The 16,659-nt window shown below is 50.0% G+C and carries 11 protein-coding genes, 1 tRNA gene and 3 rRNA genes; 12 read left to right on the forward strand and 3 right to left on the reverse strand.

Annotated elements, in window-relative coordinates; all coding sequences use genetic code 11:
- The first annotated feature begins 89 nt into the window (after window positions 1-89).
- From Dpoa569_RS00180 to Dpoa569_RS00200, 5 genes are all read left to right on the forward strand, one after another.
- A 16S ribosomal RNA gene (locus Dpoa569_RS00180) occupies window positions 90-1,631 on the forward strand.
- An 86-nt stretch (window positions 1,632-1,717) separates the two neighbouring features.
- Window positions 1,718-1,793, forward strand: a tRNA-Glu gene (locus tag Dpoa569_RS00185).
- A 193-nt stretch (window positions 1,794-1,986) separates the two neighbouring features.
- Window positions 1,987-4,980 (forward strand): 23S ribosomal RNA (locus Dpoa569_RS00190).
- Between the two features lie 137 nt (window positions 4,981-5,117).
- Window positions 5,118-5,233, forward strand: a 5S ribosomal RNA gene (gene rrf / locus Dpoa569_RS00195).
- The 16S, 23S and 5S rRNA genes sit together here with 1 tRNA gene alongside, the layout of an rRNA operon.
- Window positions 5,234-5,406: 173 nt before the next feature.
- Entirely contained in the window at window positions 5,407-6,609 is a 1,203-nt protein-coding gene (locus tag Dpoa569_RS00200; RefSeq protein ID WP_146410909.1) for an IS256 family transposase, read from the forward strand.
- Window positions 6,610-6,783: 174 nt separating this feature from the next.
- Here Dpoa569_RS00200 and mobB read toward each other — a convergent pair whose 3' ends face one another.
- Both mobB and mobA read right to left on the reverse strand, forming a co-directional pair.
- The gene (mobB, locus tag Dpoa569_RS00205) at window positions 6,784-7,314 is read right to left on the reverse strand and encodes a molybdopterin-guanine dinucleotide biosynthesis protein MobB (protein ID WP_146410913.1); all 531 of its coding nucleotides are present in this window, start codon (window positions 7,312-7,314) and stop codon (window positions 6,784-6,786) included.
- Window positions 7,307-7,882, reverse strand: coding sequence for a molybdenum cofactor guanylyltransferase MobA (gene mobA / locus Dpoa569_RS00210; protein WP_146410916.1), 576 nt, complete (start codon window positions 7,880-7,882; stop codon window positions 7,307-7,309). Before mobA ends, mobB begins: the two co-directional genes overlap by 8 nt.
- A gap of 110 nt (window positions 7,883-7,992) precedes the next feature.
- Here mobA and Dpoa569_RS00215 point away from each other — a divergent pair, with 110 nt between their 5' ends.
- The 5 genes from Dpoa569_RS00215 (at window position 7,993) to Dpoa569_RS19860 (ending at window position 13,457) form a co-directional block, all read left to right on the forward strand.
- Window positions 7,993-8,262 carry a YihD family protein gene (locus Dpoa569_RS00215; RefSeq protein WP_042867517.1) on the forward strand — a complete coding sequence of 90 codons (270 nt, stop codon included), beginning with the start codon at window positions 7,993-7,995 and terminating at the stop codon, window positions 8,260-8,262.
- Between the two features lie 35 nt (window positions 8,263-8,297).
- The gene (locus tag Dpoa569_RS00220; RefSeq protein ID WP_042867519.1) at window positions 8,298-9,284 is read left to right on the forward strand and encodes a serine/threonine protein kinase; all 987 of its coding nucleotides are present in this window, start codon (window positions 8,298-8,300) and stop codon (window positions 9,282-9,284) included.
- A gap of 22 nt (window positions 9,285-9,306) precedes the next feature.
- Entirely contained in the window at window positions 9,307-9,930 is a 624-nt protein-coding gene (dsbA, locus tag Dpoa569_RS00225) for a thiol:disulfide interchange protein DsbA (RefSeq protein WP_042867521.1), read from the forward strand.
- Window positions 9,931-10,305: 375 nt separating this feature from the next.
- Window positions 10,306-13,140, forward strand: coding sequence for a DNA polymerase I (gene polA / locus Dpoa569_RS00230; protein ID WP_146410919.1), 2,835 nt, complete (start codon window positions 10,306-10,308; stop codon window positions 13,138-13,140).
- A 269-nt stretch (window positions 13,141-13,409) separates the two neighbouring features.
- Complete coding sequence (locus Dpoa569_RS19860) at window positions 13,410-13,457, forward strand: spot 42 RNA, inhibition of DNA synthesis (protein ID WP_071892919.1); 48 nt, start codon at window positions 13,410-13,412, stop codon at window positions 13,455-13,457.
- 155 nt (window positions 13,458-13,612) lie between these two features.
- Here Dpoa569_RS19860 and yihA read toward each other — a convergent pair whose 3' ends face one another.
- Window positions 13,613-14,254, reverse strand: a complete 642-nt coding sequence (gene yihA / locus Dpoa569_RS00235; RefSeq protein WP_042867525.1) for a ribosome biogenesis GTP-binding protein YihA/YsxC — start codon at window positions 14,252-14,254, stop codon at window positions 13,613-13,615.
- A 223-nt stretch (window positions 14,255-14,477) separates the two neighbouring features.
- Here yihA and yihI point away from each other — a divergent pair, with 223 nt between their 5' ends.
- A complete protein-coding gene (gene yihI, locus Dpoa569_RS00240) occupies window positions 14,478-15,011 on the forward strand; it encodes a Der GTPase-activating protein YihI (RefSeq protein WP_042867529.1) in 534 nt (177 codons plus the stop codon).
- Between the two features lie 181 nt (window positions 15,012-15,192).
- A complete protein-coding gene (gene hemN, locus Dpoa569_RS00245; protein WP_146410922.1) occupies window positions 15,193-16,566 on the forward strand; it encodes an oxygen-independent coproporphyrinogen III oxidase in 1,374 nt (457 codons plus the stop codon).
- Window positions 16,567-16,659 lie beyond the last annotated feature (93 nt).

Here is a 16,659-nt window from a genome sequence, read left to right on the forward strand (position 1 = left end):
AAGTCTTGAAGAGTGACAACAGTTAATTCATTACGAAGTAACAGTAAATTCTTTGAGCACGGTTTTCTTCGGAAAACACATCAAACTTTAAATTGAAGAGTTTGATCATGGCTCAGATTGAACGCTGGCGGCAGGCCTAACACATGCAAGTCGGGCGGTAGCACAAAGGAGCTTGCTCCTTGGGTGACGAGCGGCGGACGGGTGAGTAATGTCTGGGAAACTGCCTGATGGAGGGGGATAACTACTGGAAACGGTAGCTAATACCGCATAACGTCGCAAGACCAAAGAGGGGGACCTTAGGGCCTCTTGCCATCGGATGTGCCCAGATGGGATTAGCTAGTAGGTGGGGTAAAGGCTCACCTAGGCGACGATCCCTAGCTGGTCTGAGAGGATGACCAGCCACACTGGAACTGAGACACGGTCCAGACTCCTACGGGAGGCAGCAGTGGGGAATATTGCACAATGGGGGAAACCCTGATGCAGCCATGCCGCGTGTGTGAAGAAGGCCTTCGGGTTGTAAAGCACTTTCAGCGGGGAGGAAGGGGGCAGGCTTAATACGTCTGTTCATTGACGTTACCCGCAGAAGAAGCACCGGCTAACTCCGTGCCAGCAGCCGCGGTAATACGGAGGGTGCAAGCGTTAATCGGAATGACTGGGCGTAAAGCGCACGCAGGCGGTCTGTTAAGTTGGATGTGAAATCCCCGGGCTCAACCTGGGAACTGCATTCAAAACTGACAGGCTGGAGTCTCGTAGAGGGGGGTAGAATTCCAGGTGTAGCGGTGAAATGCGTAGAGATCTGGAGGAATACCGGTGGCGAAGGCGGCCCCCTGGACGAAGACTGACGCTCAGGTGCGAAAGCGTGGGGAGCAAACAGGATTAGATACCCTGGTAGTCCACGCTGTAAACGATGTCGATTTGGAGGTTGTGGTCCTGAACCGTGGCTTCCGGAGCTAACGCGTTAAATCGACCGCCTGGGGAGTACGGCCGCAAGGTTAAAACTCAAATGAATTGACGGGGGCCCGCACAAGCGGTGGAGCATGTGGTTTAATTCGATGCAACGCGAAGAACCTTACCTACTCTTGACATCCAGAGAAGACTGCAGAGATGCGGTTGTGCCTTCGGGAGCTCTGAGACAGGTGCTGCATGGCTGTCGTCAGCTCGTGTTGTGAAATGTTGGGTTAAGTCCCGCAACGAGCGCAACCCTTATCCTTTGTTGCCAGCACTTCGGGTGGGAACTCAGGGGAGACTGCCGGTGATAAACCGGAGGAAGGTGGGGATGACGTCAAGTCATCATGGCCCTTACGAGTAGGGCTACACACGTGCTACAATGGCGTATACAAAGAGAAGCGACCTCGCGAGAGCAAGCGGACCTCATAAAGTACGTCGTAGTCCGGATTGGAGTCTGCAACTCGACTCCATGAAGTCGGAATCGCTAGTAATCGTAGATCAGAATGCTACGGTGAATACGTTCCCGGGCCTTGTACACACCGCCCGTCACACCATGGGAGTGGGTTGCAAAAGAAGTAGGTAGCTTAACCTTCGGGAGGGCGCTTACCACTTTGTGATTCATGACTGGGGTGAAGTCGTAACAAGGTAACCGTAGGGGAACCTGCGGTTGGATCACCTCCTTACCGAGTAGAAGTGCCTGCGTGGTGTCCACACAGATTGTCTGATGATAAGAAAGAGTCAACAGCGTCTTGCGAAGCTGACAAGTGATGTCCCCTTCGTCTAGAGGCCCAGGACACCGCCCTTTCACGGCGGTAACAGGGGTTCGAATCCCCTAGGGGACGCCAGAATGACGGACAGTGGGTGAAAGGCACGGTCAACGCTAACCTAAAACTGATTAGCAATAGTCAGGTTTATGTTATCTGCTCTTTAACAATCCGGAACAAGCTGAAAAATTGAAACGACGGCATGTGAGTAAGAATTCATGTGTTGTTCGAGTCTCTCAACATACTCATATCCCGAGACACTTTCGGGTTGTGAGGTTAAGCGACTAAGCGTACACGGTGGATGCCTAGGCAGTCAGAGGCGATGAAGGGCGTGCTAATCTGCGAAAAGCGTCGGCAAGGTGATATGAGCCGTTATACCCGACGATACCCGAATGGGGAAACCCAGTGTGACTCGTCACACTATCATTAACTGAATTCATAGGTTAATGAAGCGAACCGGGGGAACTGAAACATCTCAGTACCCCGAGGAAAAGAAATCAACCGAGATTCCCCCAGTAGCGGCGAGCGAACGGGGAGGAGCCCAGAACCTGAATCGGCTTGTGTGTCAGTGGAAGCGTCTGGAAAGTCGCACGATACAGGGTGAGAGTCCCGTACACGAAGGTGCACAGGTCGTGAGTTCGATGAGTAGGGCGGGACACGTGGTATCCTGTCTGAACATGGGGGGACCATCCTCCAAGGCTAAATACTCCTGACTGACCGATAGTGAACCAGTACCGTGAGGGAAAGGCGAAAAGAACCCCGGCGAGGGGAGTGAAAGAGAACCTGAAACCGTGTACGTACAAGCAGTGGGAGCACCTTTAGGGTGTGACTGCGTACCTTTTGTATAATGGGTCAGCGACTTATATTCTGTAGCAAGGTTAACCGCATAGGGGAGCCGCAGGGAAACCGAGTCTTAACTGGGCGTTAAGTTGCAGGGTATAGACCCGAAACCCGGTGATCTAGCCATGGGCAGGTTGAAGGTTGGGTAACACTAACTGGAGGACCGAACCGACTAATGTTGAAAAATTAGCGGATGACTTGTGGCTGGGGGTGAAAGGCCAATCAAACCGGGAGATAGCTGGTTCTCCCCGAAAGCTATTTAGGTAGCGCCTCGTGAAGTCATCTTCGGGGGTAGAGCACTGTTTCGGCTAGGGGGCCATCCCGGCTTACCAACCCGATGCAAACTGCGAATACCGAAGAATGTTATCACGGGAGACACACGGCGGGTGCTAACGTCCGTCGTGAAGAGGGAAACAACCCAGACCGCCAGCTAAGGTCCCCAAGTCATGGTTAAGTGGGAAACGATGTGGGAAGGCCCAGACAGCCAGGATGTTGGCTTAGAAGCAGCCATCATTTAAAGAAAGCGTAATAGCTCACTGGTCGAGTCGGCCTGCGCGGAAGATGTAACGGGGCTAAAACCATGCACCGAAGCTGCGGCAGCGAACGTATCACCCAAGACAACTTTGCGGAGTTGAATGACGATTGACGGAGCGACGCGACGTCAATGCGTCCACAACGTCGAGTTGGCTTAGGGATACGTTCGTTGGGTAGGGGAGCGTTCTGTAAGCCGTTGAAGGTGGACTGTGAGGTCTGCTGGAGGTATCAGAAGTGCGAATGCTGACATAAGTAACGATAATGCGGGTGAAAAACCCGCACGCCGGAAGACCAAGGGTTCCTGTCCAACGTTAATCGGGGCAGGGTGAGTCGACCCCTAAGGCGAGGCTGAAAAGCGTAGTCGATGGGAAACAGGTTAATATTCCTGTACTGGGTGTGACTGCGAAGGGGGGACGGAGAAGGCTATGTCATCCGGGCGACGGTTGTCCCGGTTTAAGCGTGCAGGTGGGTGGACCAGGCAAATCCGGTCTGCTGTGAACACTGAGGCGTGATGACGAGGCACTACGGTGCTGAAGTGACAGATGCCCTGCTTCCAGGAAAAGCCTCTAAGCATCAGGTGACATTCAATCGTACCCCAAACCGACACAGGTGGTCAGGTAGAGAATACTCAGGCGCTTGAGAGAACTCGGGTGAAGGAACTAGGCAAAATGGTGCCGTAACTTCGGGAGAAGGCACGCTCCTGTGGGTGAAGTCCCTTGCGGATGGAGCTGACGGGAGTCGCAGATACCAGCTGGCTGCAACTGTTTAATAAAAACACAGCACTGTGCAAACACGAAAGTGGACGTATACGGTGTGACGCCTGCCCGGTGCCGGAAGGTTAATTGATGGGGTTATCCGTAAGGAGAAGCTCTTGATCGAAGCCCCGGTAAACGGCGGCCGTAACTATAACGGTCCTAAGGTAGCGAAATTCCTTGTCGGGTAAGTTCCGACCTGCACGAATGGCGTAATGATGGCCAGGCTGTCTCCACCCGAGACTCAGTGAAATTGAACTCGCTGTGAAGATGCAGTGTACCCGCGGCAAGACGGAAAGACCCCGTGAACCTTTACTATAGCTTGACACTGAACCTTGAACCTTGATGTGTAGGATAGGTGGGAGGCTGTGAAGTGTGGACGCCAGTCTGCATGGAGCCGACCTTGAAATACCACCCTTTAATGTTTGATGTTCTAACCTGGGCCCGTAATCCGGGCCGGGGACAGTGTCTGGTGGGTAGTTTGACTGGGGCGGTCTCCTCCCAAAGCGTAACGGAGGAGCACGAAGGTTAGCTAATCCTGGTCGGACATCAGGAGGTTAGTGCAAAGGCATAAGCTAGCTTGACTGCGAGAGTGACGGCTCGAGCAGGTGCGAAAGCAGGTCTTAGTGATCCGGTGGTTCTGAATGGAAGGGCCATCGCTCAACGGATAAAAGGTACTCCGGGGATAACAGGCTGATACCGCCCAAGAGTTCATATCGACGGCGGTGTTTGGCACCTCGATGTCGGCTCATCACATCCTGGGGCTGAAGTAGGTCCCAAGGGTATGGCTGTTCGCCATTTAAAGTGGTACGCGAGCTGGGTTTAGAACGTCGTGAGACAGTTCGGTCCCTATCTGCCGTGGGCGTTGGAAGATTGAGGGGGGTTGCTCCTAGTACGAGAGGACCGGAGTGAACGCACCGCTGGTGTTCGGGTTGTCATGCCAATGGCACTGCCCGGTAGCTACGTGCGGAAGAGATAACCGCTGAAAGCATCTAAGCGGGAAACTTGCCCCGAGATGAGTCTTCCCTGGGAACGTGATTCCCCGGAAGGGACGTTCGAGACGAGGACGTTGATAGGCTGGGTGTGTAAGCGTAGTGATACGTTGAGCTAACCAGTACTAATGACCCGAGAGGCTTAACCTTACAACACCGAAGGTGTTTTGGAGAGAGACGGAAAGTCGAGTCAGCTTGTTCGAGGATTGGATGGCGTGGTGTGCGGCAAACAGAGAGCACACGGCGACATGAAGGATGATGACGTTGAAAGACGTTGAAAGAATTTGCCTGGCGGCGAGAGCGCGGTGGTCCCACCTGACCCCATGCCGAACTCAGAAGTGAAACGCCGTAGCGCCGATGGTAGTGTGGGGTCTCCCCATGCGAGAGTAGGGAACTGCCAGGCATCAAATAAGGCGAAAGGCTCAGTCGACAGACTGGGCCTTTTGTTTTTTGTGCTGCGAGGGTGTACGTAATTCTGTGTAATTGCCACCCTATTAAAGGTGAGCGCTCAGGCGATCAGGGAGTGTTAGAAATTCTGTGTCATTCCGGTAATATACAATCAAAAAGGAATGACATATGTCCCAGCCCTTCGATTTCGATAAAGCGCTTAAAGCCCTCCAGTCCGGTCAGGCATTAACGGGCAAAGATGGTATCTTAACGCCTTTAATCAAACAGTTAACGGAAGCTGCCCTCTCTGCGGAACTGGACTCTCATCTGGCTCAGGACGTTGAAGCTAACCGTAAAAATGGCTCCGGCAAAAAGACCATTAAAGCCCCGACGGGCAGCTTCGAACTGGCGACTCCGCGCGATCGTAATGGCACTTTTGAACCCCAGTTGGTGAAAAAGCATCAGACCACGTTATCCGACGAGATCGAACACAAGATCATTCGCCTGTTTGCACTGGGGATGAGCTATCAGGACATTAGCCGGGAGATCGAAGATTTATATGCCTTCAGCGTGTCCACTGCCACCATCAGTGCAGTAACCGATAAAGTCATCCCTGAACTAAAACAGTGGCAACAGCGCCCGCTGGAGCAGGTTTATCCCTTCGTCTGGCTGGACGCTATTCACTATAAAATTCGGGAAGATGGCCGCTATCAGAGCAAAGCGGTTTACACCGTGCTGGCCCTGAATCTGGAAGGTAAAAAGGAAGTTCTGGGCCTGTATCTGTCAGAAAGTGAGGGGGCTAACTTCTGGCTGTCGGTATTAAGCGACCTGCAAAATCGCGGTGTTAAAGACATTCTGATTGCCTGCGTGGACGGGCTGACCGGCTTCCCAGAGGCAATAAACAGCATTTATCCGCAGACGGAAGTGCAGTTGTGCGTCATTCATCAGATACGCAATTCGATTAAATATGTGGCCTCAAAGCACCATAAAGCCTTCATGACCGACCTGAAGCCAGTCTACCGTGCAGTGTCAAAAGAAGCGGCCGAAATGGCACTGGATGAGCTGGAAGCGAAATGGGGGTTGCAGTATCCGGTGGTGCTCCAGTCGTGGCGACGCAAGTGGGACAATCTGTCAGCGTACTTCCGCTATCCGGCAAATATCCGCAAAGTCATTTACACCACAAATGCTATCGAATCGGTGCACAGACAGTTCAGGAAGCTGACCAAAACCAAAGGTGCTTTCCCGAATGAAAACAGTCTGTTGAAGCTGCTTTATCTGGGGCTGATGAACGCACAGGAAAAATGGACAATGCCCATCCAGAGCTGGAATTTGACATTGTCACAGTTGGCCATTTATTTTGAAGGGCGACTAAATAACGTGATGACGTTGTAGAATTTTTAACGTGACACAGAATTCTGAACGCTCTCCTGTTCGTACCCCCGGCGGTATGCTGGGACGGGTGCCGGTCGCGCCTGTCTCTCCTTCTCCTGTTCTCGTTCTTTTCCCCGCTCATCCCCTTTTGCCGGGCTTAGCCTCCTGGCATGAATAGAAGCGCGAAAGCGCGATTCAGTCATCTGCCGGTCGTACCGCCTTCCGATACAGCCAGTCACGGATAAATACCGCAATCTGCGGTGGCTGGTTCAGATCCAGACAAGGTTTGAGGAACGTTAATGGTACATCGCTGGCTATAGCCAGTGTGTGGTCATCGATTTCCATCACCTCATTATTTCCAGATTTATGGCGATAAAGCAGGATTTTATCGACAGATTCATGCTTGAAGCCTTCAACCAGAATCAAATCCAGTTTTGAACTGTCCATTCTGCTGGCCAGAAAGTACAAATCAGGCTCTTGTTGTTCAGGTGTCTCGGTCATCAACGCCCATCGGGTATTGCTGGCAACCAGAGTCTGACTGGCACCAGCTTTACGCAGTTCATAACTGTCTTTTCCCGGTTTATCGACATCCATATCGTGGTGAGTGTGTTTAATAATACCAACCCGGATCTCCATCGCATTCAACAATGGAATGAGTTGCTTCAATAGTGTGGTTTTTCCAGTGCCGCTGTGGGCAGCGATCGCCAGAAGTGGTATGTCAGTCATGAGGCTGTTCCTGCCAGTGAGCAAGATCTTCTGGCGTATTGAGATTGCGGAATGATAAAGGCTGGTCTGCAAAAGAAACGGCTTTTGCTGCTATCTGATCTAAAAATAACATTAGTTTTCGGTCGCCATTGCTCAGATACGTTTCCAACTCTGCAATTAATGAGGTATGGATCAACAATAATGTCGGGTGATCACGTAATCCATCTGTGGCATAAGCAGCAAGATGATTATCACTGAACTGCAGCAGCCGGGAAACCAAATCGTGAGGTAATGCGGGTACATCACAGGGAACGAATATGACCCAGTCTGTTTTAGCGATGCTCAACCCGGTAAAGACACCGGCCAACGGCCCCGAAAAATCAGGATTAATATCGCCGATCACCGGATAACCGCTTTGCTGATAACAAGCCTGATGCCGATTGGCGTTAATGAGCAGGGTATCAACCTGTGGCTCCAGTCGCTCCAGAACATACTGGTAAAGTGGTTTCCCTTCCATTTCAATCAGCCCTTTGTCGTTTCCTCCCATGCGGGATGATTGACCGCCAGCCAGAATTACACCTGTTATCATCGTATTGGTATCCATAATGATTTAATGCGGTATTGTCGGAAATGTATGGCGTAAGGCCAAGCCCTTTCCCCATACTAGATAAACAATCATTAATGTCTGAGGTAGTGATAATGAAATGCCATCGTGTAAATGAACTGGTTGAGCTGCTGCACCCAGCCTGGCAAAAAGAGCCTGATTTGAATTTGGTGCAATTTTTACAAAAACTTGCACAGGAAGCAGGGTTCGAGGGGGCGCTTAGTGATTTGACTGATGATATCCTTATTTATCATTTAAAATTACGTGATGCAGATAACACACAGCCTATTCCAGGTTTGCAGAAAGATTATGAAGAAGATTTCAAAACCGCATTACTGCGTGCTCGTGGCGTTATCAAGGATTAGCGGTTATAGCCCACGGCGATGGAGTTGTGCTTGTTATGCATGATTCCGTATTCAATTTTCATACTCTGTCGCCGGATGTCATCATGGATGCGCTTTGGTCTGTGGGTATTCGCGTTGATTCCGGTCTGACAGCTCTTAATAGTTATGAAAACCGGGTTTACCAGTTTAGTGATGAAGACCGTAAACGTTATGTGGTGAAGTTTTATCGACCACAGCGTTGGAATGCAGCCCAGATTAGCGAAGAGCATCACTTTGCGGTCGAGTTGTCTGATGATGAAGTACCCGTGGTGGCACCGCTGGCTTTACAGGGCAATACATTACATGAGTATGATGGTTTCTGGTTTGCAGTGTTCCCTAGTGTTGGTGGCCGTCAGTATGAAATGGACAATGATGACCAGTTGGAAGATGTAGGGCATTATCTGGGCCGAATTCATCAAACTGGTAGCCGAAATCTGTTTTCAACACGCCCTTATATTGGGGTAAAGGAGTACCTGGACGACCCGCTGGCTACCTTAACGGATAGCCCTCTGATTTCTGATGCTCAGAAGGTGTCGTTCTTAGCTGCTACAGCACGTCTGATTGATGAAGTGAAGCTGTGCTGGCATATGAACTGGCAACCCAGACGCCTGCATGGCGACTGCCATCCCGGTAATATTCTCTGGCGTGACGGCTCACTGTTTGTCGATCTGGATGATGCGCGTAATGGTCCTGCTGTGCAGGATCTCTGGATGCTGTTGCATGGTGAGCGTAAGGAGCAGCGTATTCAATTGGATATTTTGCTGGATGCCTACAGCGAATTTGCTTCTTTTGATGAGTCAGAATTGACGCTGATTGAGCCATTACGTGCGATGCGTATGGTTCACTATCTGGCCTGGGTGGCGCGTCGCTGGCATGACCCTGCATTTCCTCGTAGTTTTCCATGGATGCAGGAAGCTGATTTCTGGGCGAAGCAGACCATTATTTTTACTGAGCAGGTAAGGCTGTTGCAGGAACCACCGTTGCAGCTGGCACCGATGTACTGATAATTATGGAGATAACCTTGATATGAAGAAAATATGGCTTGCGCTGGTTGGTGTGGTGTTGGCGTTCAGTGCGTCAGCCGCTGACTTTTCCGATGGTAAACAGTTTGTCACCCTGGATAAACCTGTTCCCCAATCCCCTCAGGTGCTGGAATTCTTCTCGTTCTATTGCCCTCACTGTTACCAATTTGCTCAGGTTTACCATGTTCCTGAGGCTATTCAGAAGGCATTACCGACCGACACTAAGTTGACCAAATATCATGTCGATTTTCTTGGCCCATTGGGTAAAGAGTTAACCCAGGCTTGGGCGGTTGCGATTGCTTTGGGGGTGGAAGACAAAGTCAGCCCGCTGATGTTTGATGCTGTACAGAAGACTCAAACCGTGCAAAAACCGGAAGATATTCGTCAGGTCTTTGTGGCAGCGGGTGTAAAAGCTGAAGACTATGACAGTGCATTGAATAGCTTTGTGGTGAAATCATTAGTCGCACAACAGGAAAAAGCGGCTGCCGATTTGCAACTGCGTGGTGTCCCGGCGGTATTTGTGCAGGGTAAGTACATGATAAAAAGCGATGGGCTTGATACCAGCTCTATGGATAACTACGTCAAACAGTATGCTGATGTAGTGAAGTTTCTGATTTCTAAAAAATAAATTTATTCCTGCTTATGCGCCACACGCGATAACGCGTGTGGCGTTTTTGTTGCTGTCTGGTGTTAACGTCAGGGTAATACGGTTTAGCGCAAGACATGTTGAACTCATATATATCCACATTAATAACAACGTATTGATATAACTTCAATATCAACAATTTTACATTAAGTGATTGATTAATAATGTCTTATATATAATATTTTTATCTATAGATACCATTGTTAATTATCTTTCTCTTTTTATGCACAAAATTATCCACAGGTTTTTTGCGGGGCATTGTGCAAAAAGCGTAATGTGCGAACGTTAATATTCGTCTCCGACTGCCAGCTATGGCATCCTTTACATCATGGCAGAAAACAACGATCACGAAATATCATGGTTCAAATAGCAGAAAACCCCCTCATTTTGGTTGACGGTTCATCTTACCTGTATCGCGCCTATCATGCTTTTCCCCCACTGACGAATGGTGCCGGTGAACCGACCGGGGCGATGTATGGTGTTCTCAATATGCTGCGCAGTTTGTTGCAGCAATATCATCCTAGTCATGTTGCGGTGGTGTTTGACGCGAAGGGTAAGACGTTTCGTGATGATTTGTTTGAGCATTACAAATCTCACCGTCCACCCATGCCGGATGATTTACGCGCCCAGATTGAACCGCTGCACCGCATGGTAAAAGCGATGGGATTACCGCTACTCTGCGTTTCCGGCGTAGAGGCAGATGATGTGATTGGGACGCTGGCGCAGCAGGCGGAACGGGCGGGTAAACCTGTTTTGATCAGCACCGGTGATAAAGACATGGCGCAACTGGTGACGCCAAACATCACCCTGATCAACACGATGAACAACACCATTCTGGGTCCGGATGAGGTCTGCACCAAATATGGTATTCCGCCGTCGTTGATCATTGATTTTCTGGCGCTGATGGGAGATTCCTCCGACAACATTCCCGGCGTGCCTGGTGTGGGTGAAAAAACCGCACAGGCGTTACTGCAAGGGCTGGGAGGGTTGAATACGCTTTACGCTAATCTGGATAAGGTTGCGACCTTGACCTTTCGTGGCGCCAAAACCATGGCGGCCAAGCTGGAGCAGAGTAAAGAGGTGGCTTATCTCTCCTACCAACTGGCCACTATCAAGACGGATGTTGAACTGGAACTGGATTGTGATCAGCTAACAGTAAATGAGCCGGATGTAACGGAACTGCGAGAGTTATTCGCTCGTTATGAATTCAAACGCTGGTTAGCAGATGTGGAAGATGGCAAATGGTTGCAGAGCGGCAAAAAGAGTCCGGCAGCGGTGCCATTTGTTAAAACAGAAGTTGAAGATGCGCCTAAAGATGTGTCCAGTGTATTGCCCCAGGACGGTTACGTTACCATTTTGGATGAGTCAACACTGCGGGACTGGATTGCCAGAATCAACACCGCTGCTCTGTTCTCATTTGATACCGAAACTGACGGTCTTGACACCCTGACGGCTAATTTGGTTGGCATCTCTCTGGCGATCAAACCGGGTGAAGCCGCTTATCTGCCATTAGCTCATATTACGCCAAGGTGGTATTCCAGTAATATTTACTGCAGCACGGTATCGCCTGCAACAAAAACGCCTATGCAGTTAGAGCGTGATCGGGTGCTGGCGCTGCTGAAACCGCTGCTGGAAGATGAACACATTCGTAAGATTGGGCAAAACCTGAAATTCGATAAGGGCGTGATGGCTCGCTACGGTATCGACCTGCGCGGTATTGCCTTTGATACCATGCTGGAATCTTATGTTCTCGACAGTGTGGCTGGTCGCCATGATATGGACAGCTTGTCGGAGCGCTATCTGCAGCACAAGACTATCACTTTTGAAGAGATTGCCGGTAAAGGCAAAAAGCAGCTAACGTTCGATCAGATTCCGCTGGCGCAGGCGTCTGTCTATGCAGCTGAAGATGCTGATGTGACGCTGCGTTTGCATGAAACGTTATGGGCGAAGCTGGAGTCACATCAGGAACTGCGTAATGTGTTGCTGAATATTGATATGCCGCTGGTGCCGGTGCTGTCGCGCATGGAACGCACTGGGGTGCTGATTGACACTACGATTCTGGCAGATCATTCGCAGGAACTGACGCAACGTCTGGCTGAGCTGGAAGTTCAGGCACATGAACTGGCGGGGGATGTTTTCAATTTGTCTTCTCCTAAACAATTAGGAACCATTCTGTACGAAAAACTGCAGTTGCCGGTCATCAAAAAAACCCCGAAGGGCGCTCCTTCCACTAATGAAGAAGTGCTGGCAGAGCTGGCTCTGGATTATCCGTTGCCGAAGTTGATTTTGGAGCATCGTAGTCTGGCGAAACTGAAATCGACTTACACTGATAAACTGCCGCAGATGATCAATCCGCTGACTAAACGGGTGCATACCTCCTATCATCAGGCGGTAACGGCAACCGGGCGCCTTTCCTCCAGCGATCCTAATCTGCAGAATATTCCGGTACGTAATGAAGAAGGGAGACGTATCCGTCAGGCATTCATTGCACCAGAAGGATACTGCATTCTGGCGGCAGACTACTCGCAGATCGAATTACGTATCATGGCGCATCTGTCGCGGGATGCCGGATTGCTAAAAGCGTTCTCCGATGGTCTGGATATTCATCGCGCTACGGCCTCGGAAGTATTCGGTTTGCCGCTCGATAGGGTCACCACTGAACAGCGCCGCAGTGCCAAAGCCATCAACTTTGGTTTGATTTACGGTATGAGTGCGTTTGGTTTGTCCCGCCAGTTGGCTATTCCGCGTAGTGAAGCCCAGAAATACATGAATCTCTATTTTGAACGCTACCCTGGTGTGCAGGAATATATGGAGCGCACTCGTCAGCAGGCGGCAGATCAAGGATATGTCTCTACTCTGGATGGTCGGCGTCTGTATCTGCCGGATATTCATTCTCGTAACGCCATGAGCCGCAAGGCTGCGGAACGGGCAGCCATCAATGCTCCGATGCAGGGGACGGCGGCGGATATCATTAAAAAAGCGATGATTGCTGTTGATGTCTGGTTGCAACAGGAAAAGCCATTGGTGACGATGCTGATGCAAGTGCACGATGAACTGGTGTTTGAAGTGCATCACTCTGTACTGGACGATGCCAGTGCGAAGATTCGTAGTTTGATGGAAAACTGTATGCAGTTAAACGTACCGTTGCAGGTGGATATTGGCACTGGCAGTAACTGGGATCAGGCCCATTAATCTATCTGGCGAATTAGCGAAAGAGGTTGGTTAGATAATCTGGTTTTTTATGTGGATTTATCATGATAAATCAATGATAAATCCTTTGTTTTTTTTATTTTTGGATTTTTAAGCTAATGGTCGCTAATTATGTAATTAAACTACAGGATTGTGTGACCGAGTTTGGGTTTGTGTAATTCATCACCATTTTTTATGAAATTAAACAACAAAAATGCTTTTTTCCAGAAAAGAAATGGGGTAGAGTTAAACACGTAGGGTACAGAGGTAAGATGTTCTATCTTTCAGACCTTTTACTTCACGTAATCGGATTTGGCTGAATGTTAGCCGCCCCGGTCAGGTTTCTGACCGGGGCGTTTTTTATTGTATGGACAATAAACTGTATGAATAACCAAAACTTATTACTACCGACAAATCACGTTGTCGGTAGCTGTCTGGATAAAAACGGTGTTCAAAGAAAAGGTGTTGGGGAGAGTTAGTCAGGCTCAGAGAGAGATTGCTCATCCGCAGGCGGCAGTGTACTGAACCAGTTATCTAATTTCTGACGTAATTTATCTACACCGGTCTTTTTCAGAGAAGAAAACGTCTCAACCTGAATATCACCCATGAATGGCAGCACCGCTTCCCGCACCATGTTTAATTGGGATTTGCGGGCACCCTGAGCCAGCTTGTCAGCTTTGGTCAGCAACACCAGGATGGGCAAGCCAGCCTCAACGGCCCATTCCAGCATTTGTTGGTCCAGATCTTTGAGCGGATGGCGGATATCCATCAATACAACCAAACCTTTCAGACAGTTACGTTTTTGCAGGTATTCGCCAAGCGCACGCTGCCATTTGCGTTTCATCTCTTCCGGTACTTCAGCATAGCCATAACCCGGCAAGTCAACCAGACGTATGCCTTCGGCCACTTCGAACAGATTGATGAGCTGGGTTCGCCCTGGTGTTTTACTGATGCGGGCCAGGTTTTTCTGGTTGGTAAGTGTGTTGAGTGCGCTGGATTTGCCCGCATTGGAACGACCAGCGAAAGCGACTTCAATACCGCTATCGGCGGGAAGGTGACGGATGTCCGGCGCGCTGGTGACGAAATGGGTCACATGGTAGTTGTATTGTTGGGTCACTGTTTGCGTCTCTGTCTGGATCACGGTTTTATGCCGCTGATTATACCTGTAACTGATGAGAAAGGCGGCGGTTATCTGTTTTTATCGAGGTATTACCGCCTTAATAGCCTGAAAAAATAAAACTAGCATGAGGCCCTTGGAGCACTTTTTTATTGATATGCTTTCTGCTAGATTCCGCCGCAATTCTCCCTATATTTGCTCATCTGTATCTGAGATTGACGCCATGAAACAACCATCAAAAGGGACGGGACGTAAAGCGCCTGTACCGAAAATTAAAAGAAAAAGCCGTGAGCAGTTGGATCTGGAGGCTCGTGAACGTAAGCGCCAGAAAAAACGCCGTGGTCATGTTGCGGGAAGTCGTACTCAGCCGTCCGGCGACCATCAGCACAATGCGGCTTCCGGTAAGGTAAAAGATCCACGTATTGGCAGTAAAAAACCAGTATCGTTGCTGCCGGAAGGCGCAGTTGCGCCGGTAAAACCACCGGTAACGCCGAAAGAGAAACCAGTTCGCCTGTCACCGCAGGAAGAACTGGAGATGCTGGAAAATGATCCGCACCTTGATGACCTGTTGGACAGACTGGAAAAAGGTGAAACGCTGCCAGCCAAAGAACAGTCCTGGCTTGATGAAACGCTGGATCGCATCGATATTCTGATGGAACAACTGGGCATCAGTTTGGATGACGACGAAGACGATGACGAGCAGGAAGAAGATATGCTGCAACTGCTCCGCCGCAGTAACCCGAAAGACAGTTATTAATGTTAAAAGCGCTGTTTCTGCTCATAACTTTATTGGTTCTGTGTTTTTTGGGTGGTCTGTTGGTTAAACTGTGGTGTCTGTCGAAACGGAAAGGCAGATTACAGCGTGCCGTACTCGCCGGGCAGCATCGGTTGCCCCGACGCCGTACGGCGAGGACCGGTTACAGGAAGGAGTGAGCATTATGCCCGAACAGACTATCGACTGGGATTTATCCCTGATCCAGAAATATAACTATTCGGGGCCACGCTACACTTCTTACCCTACCGCGCTGGAGTTCAGCGACAGTTATGATGACGCTGCGTTTGCCCAGGCGGTAGCCCGTTATCCCAGCCGGCCATTATCACTGTATTTGCATATCCCGTTTTGTCACCGCCTGTGTTACTTCTGTGGCTGCAACAAACTGGTGACCCGGCAATTGCACAAGGCGGATGAGTATCTTGACCGGCTGGCGCTGGAAACTCATCAACGCGCACCGTTATTTGCCAACCGCACAGTCACTCAGATGCACTGGGGCGGCGGAACGCCGACCTTTCTGAACAAGGCGCAAATTAGCCGCCTGATGGCGTTGCTTCGCCAGCATTTTCGCTTTTCTGAACATGCCGAGATGTCGTTGGAAGTCGATCCGCGAGAAATTGAACTGGATGTACTCGATCATTTGTGCGCCGAAGGATTCAATCGCCTTAGCATGGGCGTGCAGGATTTCAATAAAGAGGTGCAGCGGCTGGTTAACCGCGAGCAGGATGAAGCGTTCATTTTCTCGCTAATTGAGCGGGCCAGGGCATTGGGATTCGCCTCCACCAATATCGATTTAATTTATGGCTTGCCAAAACAAACGCCGGATAGTTTTGCCTTTACCCTGCAGCGGGTGGCTGAACTACGTCCGGATCGCCTGAGCGTGTTCAATTACGCACATTTGCCCAGTTTGTTTGCTGCCCAGCGCAAGATCAAAGAGGCTGATCTACCGGATGCGGAACAGAAGCTGGCGATTTTGCAGCAGACCATCCAAAGTCTGACCGCTGCGGGTTATCAGTTTATCGGTATGGATCATTTCGCCCGGCCTGATGATGAACTGGCGGTAGCGCAGCGCGAAGGCAAGTTGCATCGCAATTTTCAGGGATACACCACACAAGGCGATACCGACTTACTGGGGCTGGGTGTATCTGCCATCAGCATGATTGGCGACAGTTATGCCCAGAATCAAAAAGAACTGAAGCAATACTACGCTGACGTTGAACAGCGTGGTCATGCATTGTGGCGCGGTTTGTCGTTGACTCGTGATGATTGCATCCGCCGTGATGTAATTAAGGCGCTGATTTGTCATTTCCAACTGGACTTTGCTGCAATTGAGCAGGCATATGGCCTGTCATTCGGCGACTATTTCCGCGAGGATTTGGCGCTGCTGGCACCGATGGCACAGGACGGATTGGTGAATATTCAGCCGGATCGCATTCAGGTTACACCCAAAGGGCGGCTGCTGATCCGCAATATTTGCATGTGCTTTGATGTGTATTTGCGCAGCAAAATGCGTGAACGTCAGTTTTCCAGAGTGATTTAATTTTGTTCAGATCGACGCGTGTTGGTTGCTAGGCGCCTGGCATTGTTCGGTGAGACGATGACAAAAGAAAAGAGCCTGTCGTTATGACAGGCT

Origin of the sequence: Dickeya poaceiphila (assembly GCF_007858975.2) — a bacterium.
In the GTDB taxonomy this organism is placed as follows: domain Bacteria; phylum Pseudomonadota; class Gammaproteobacteria; order Enterobacterales; family Enterobacteriaceae; genus Dickeya; species Dickeya poaceiphila.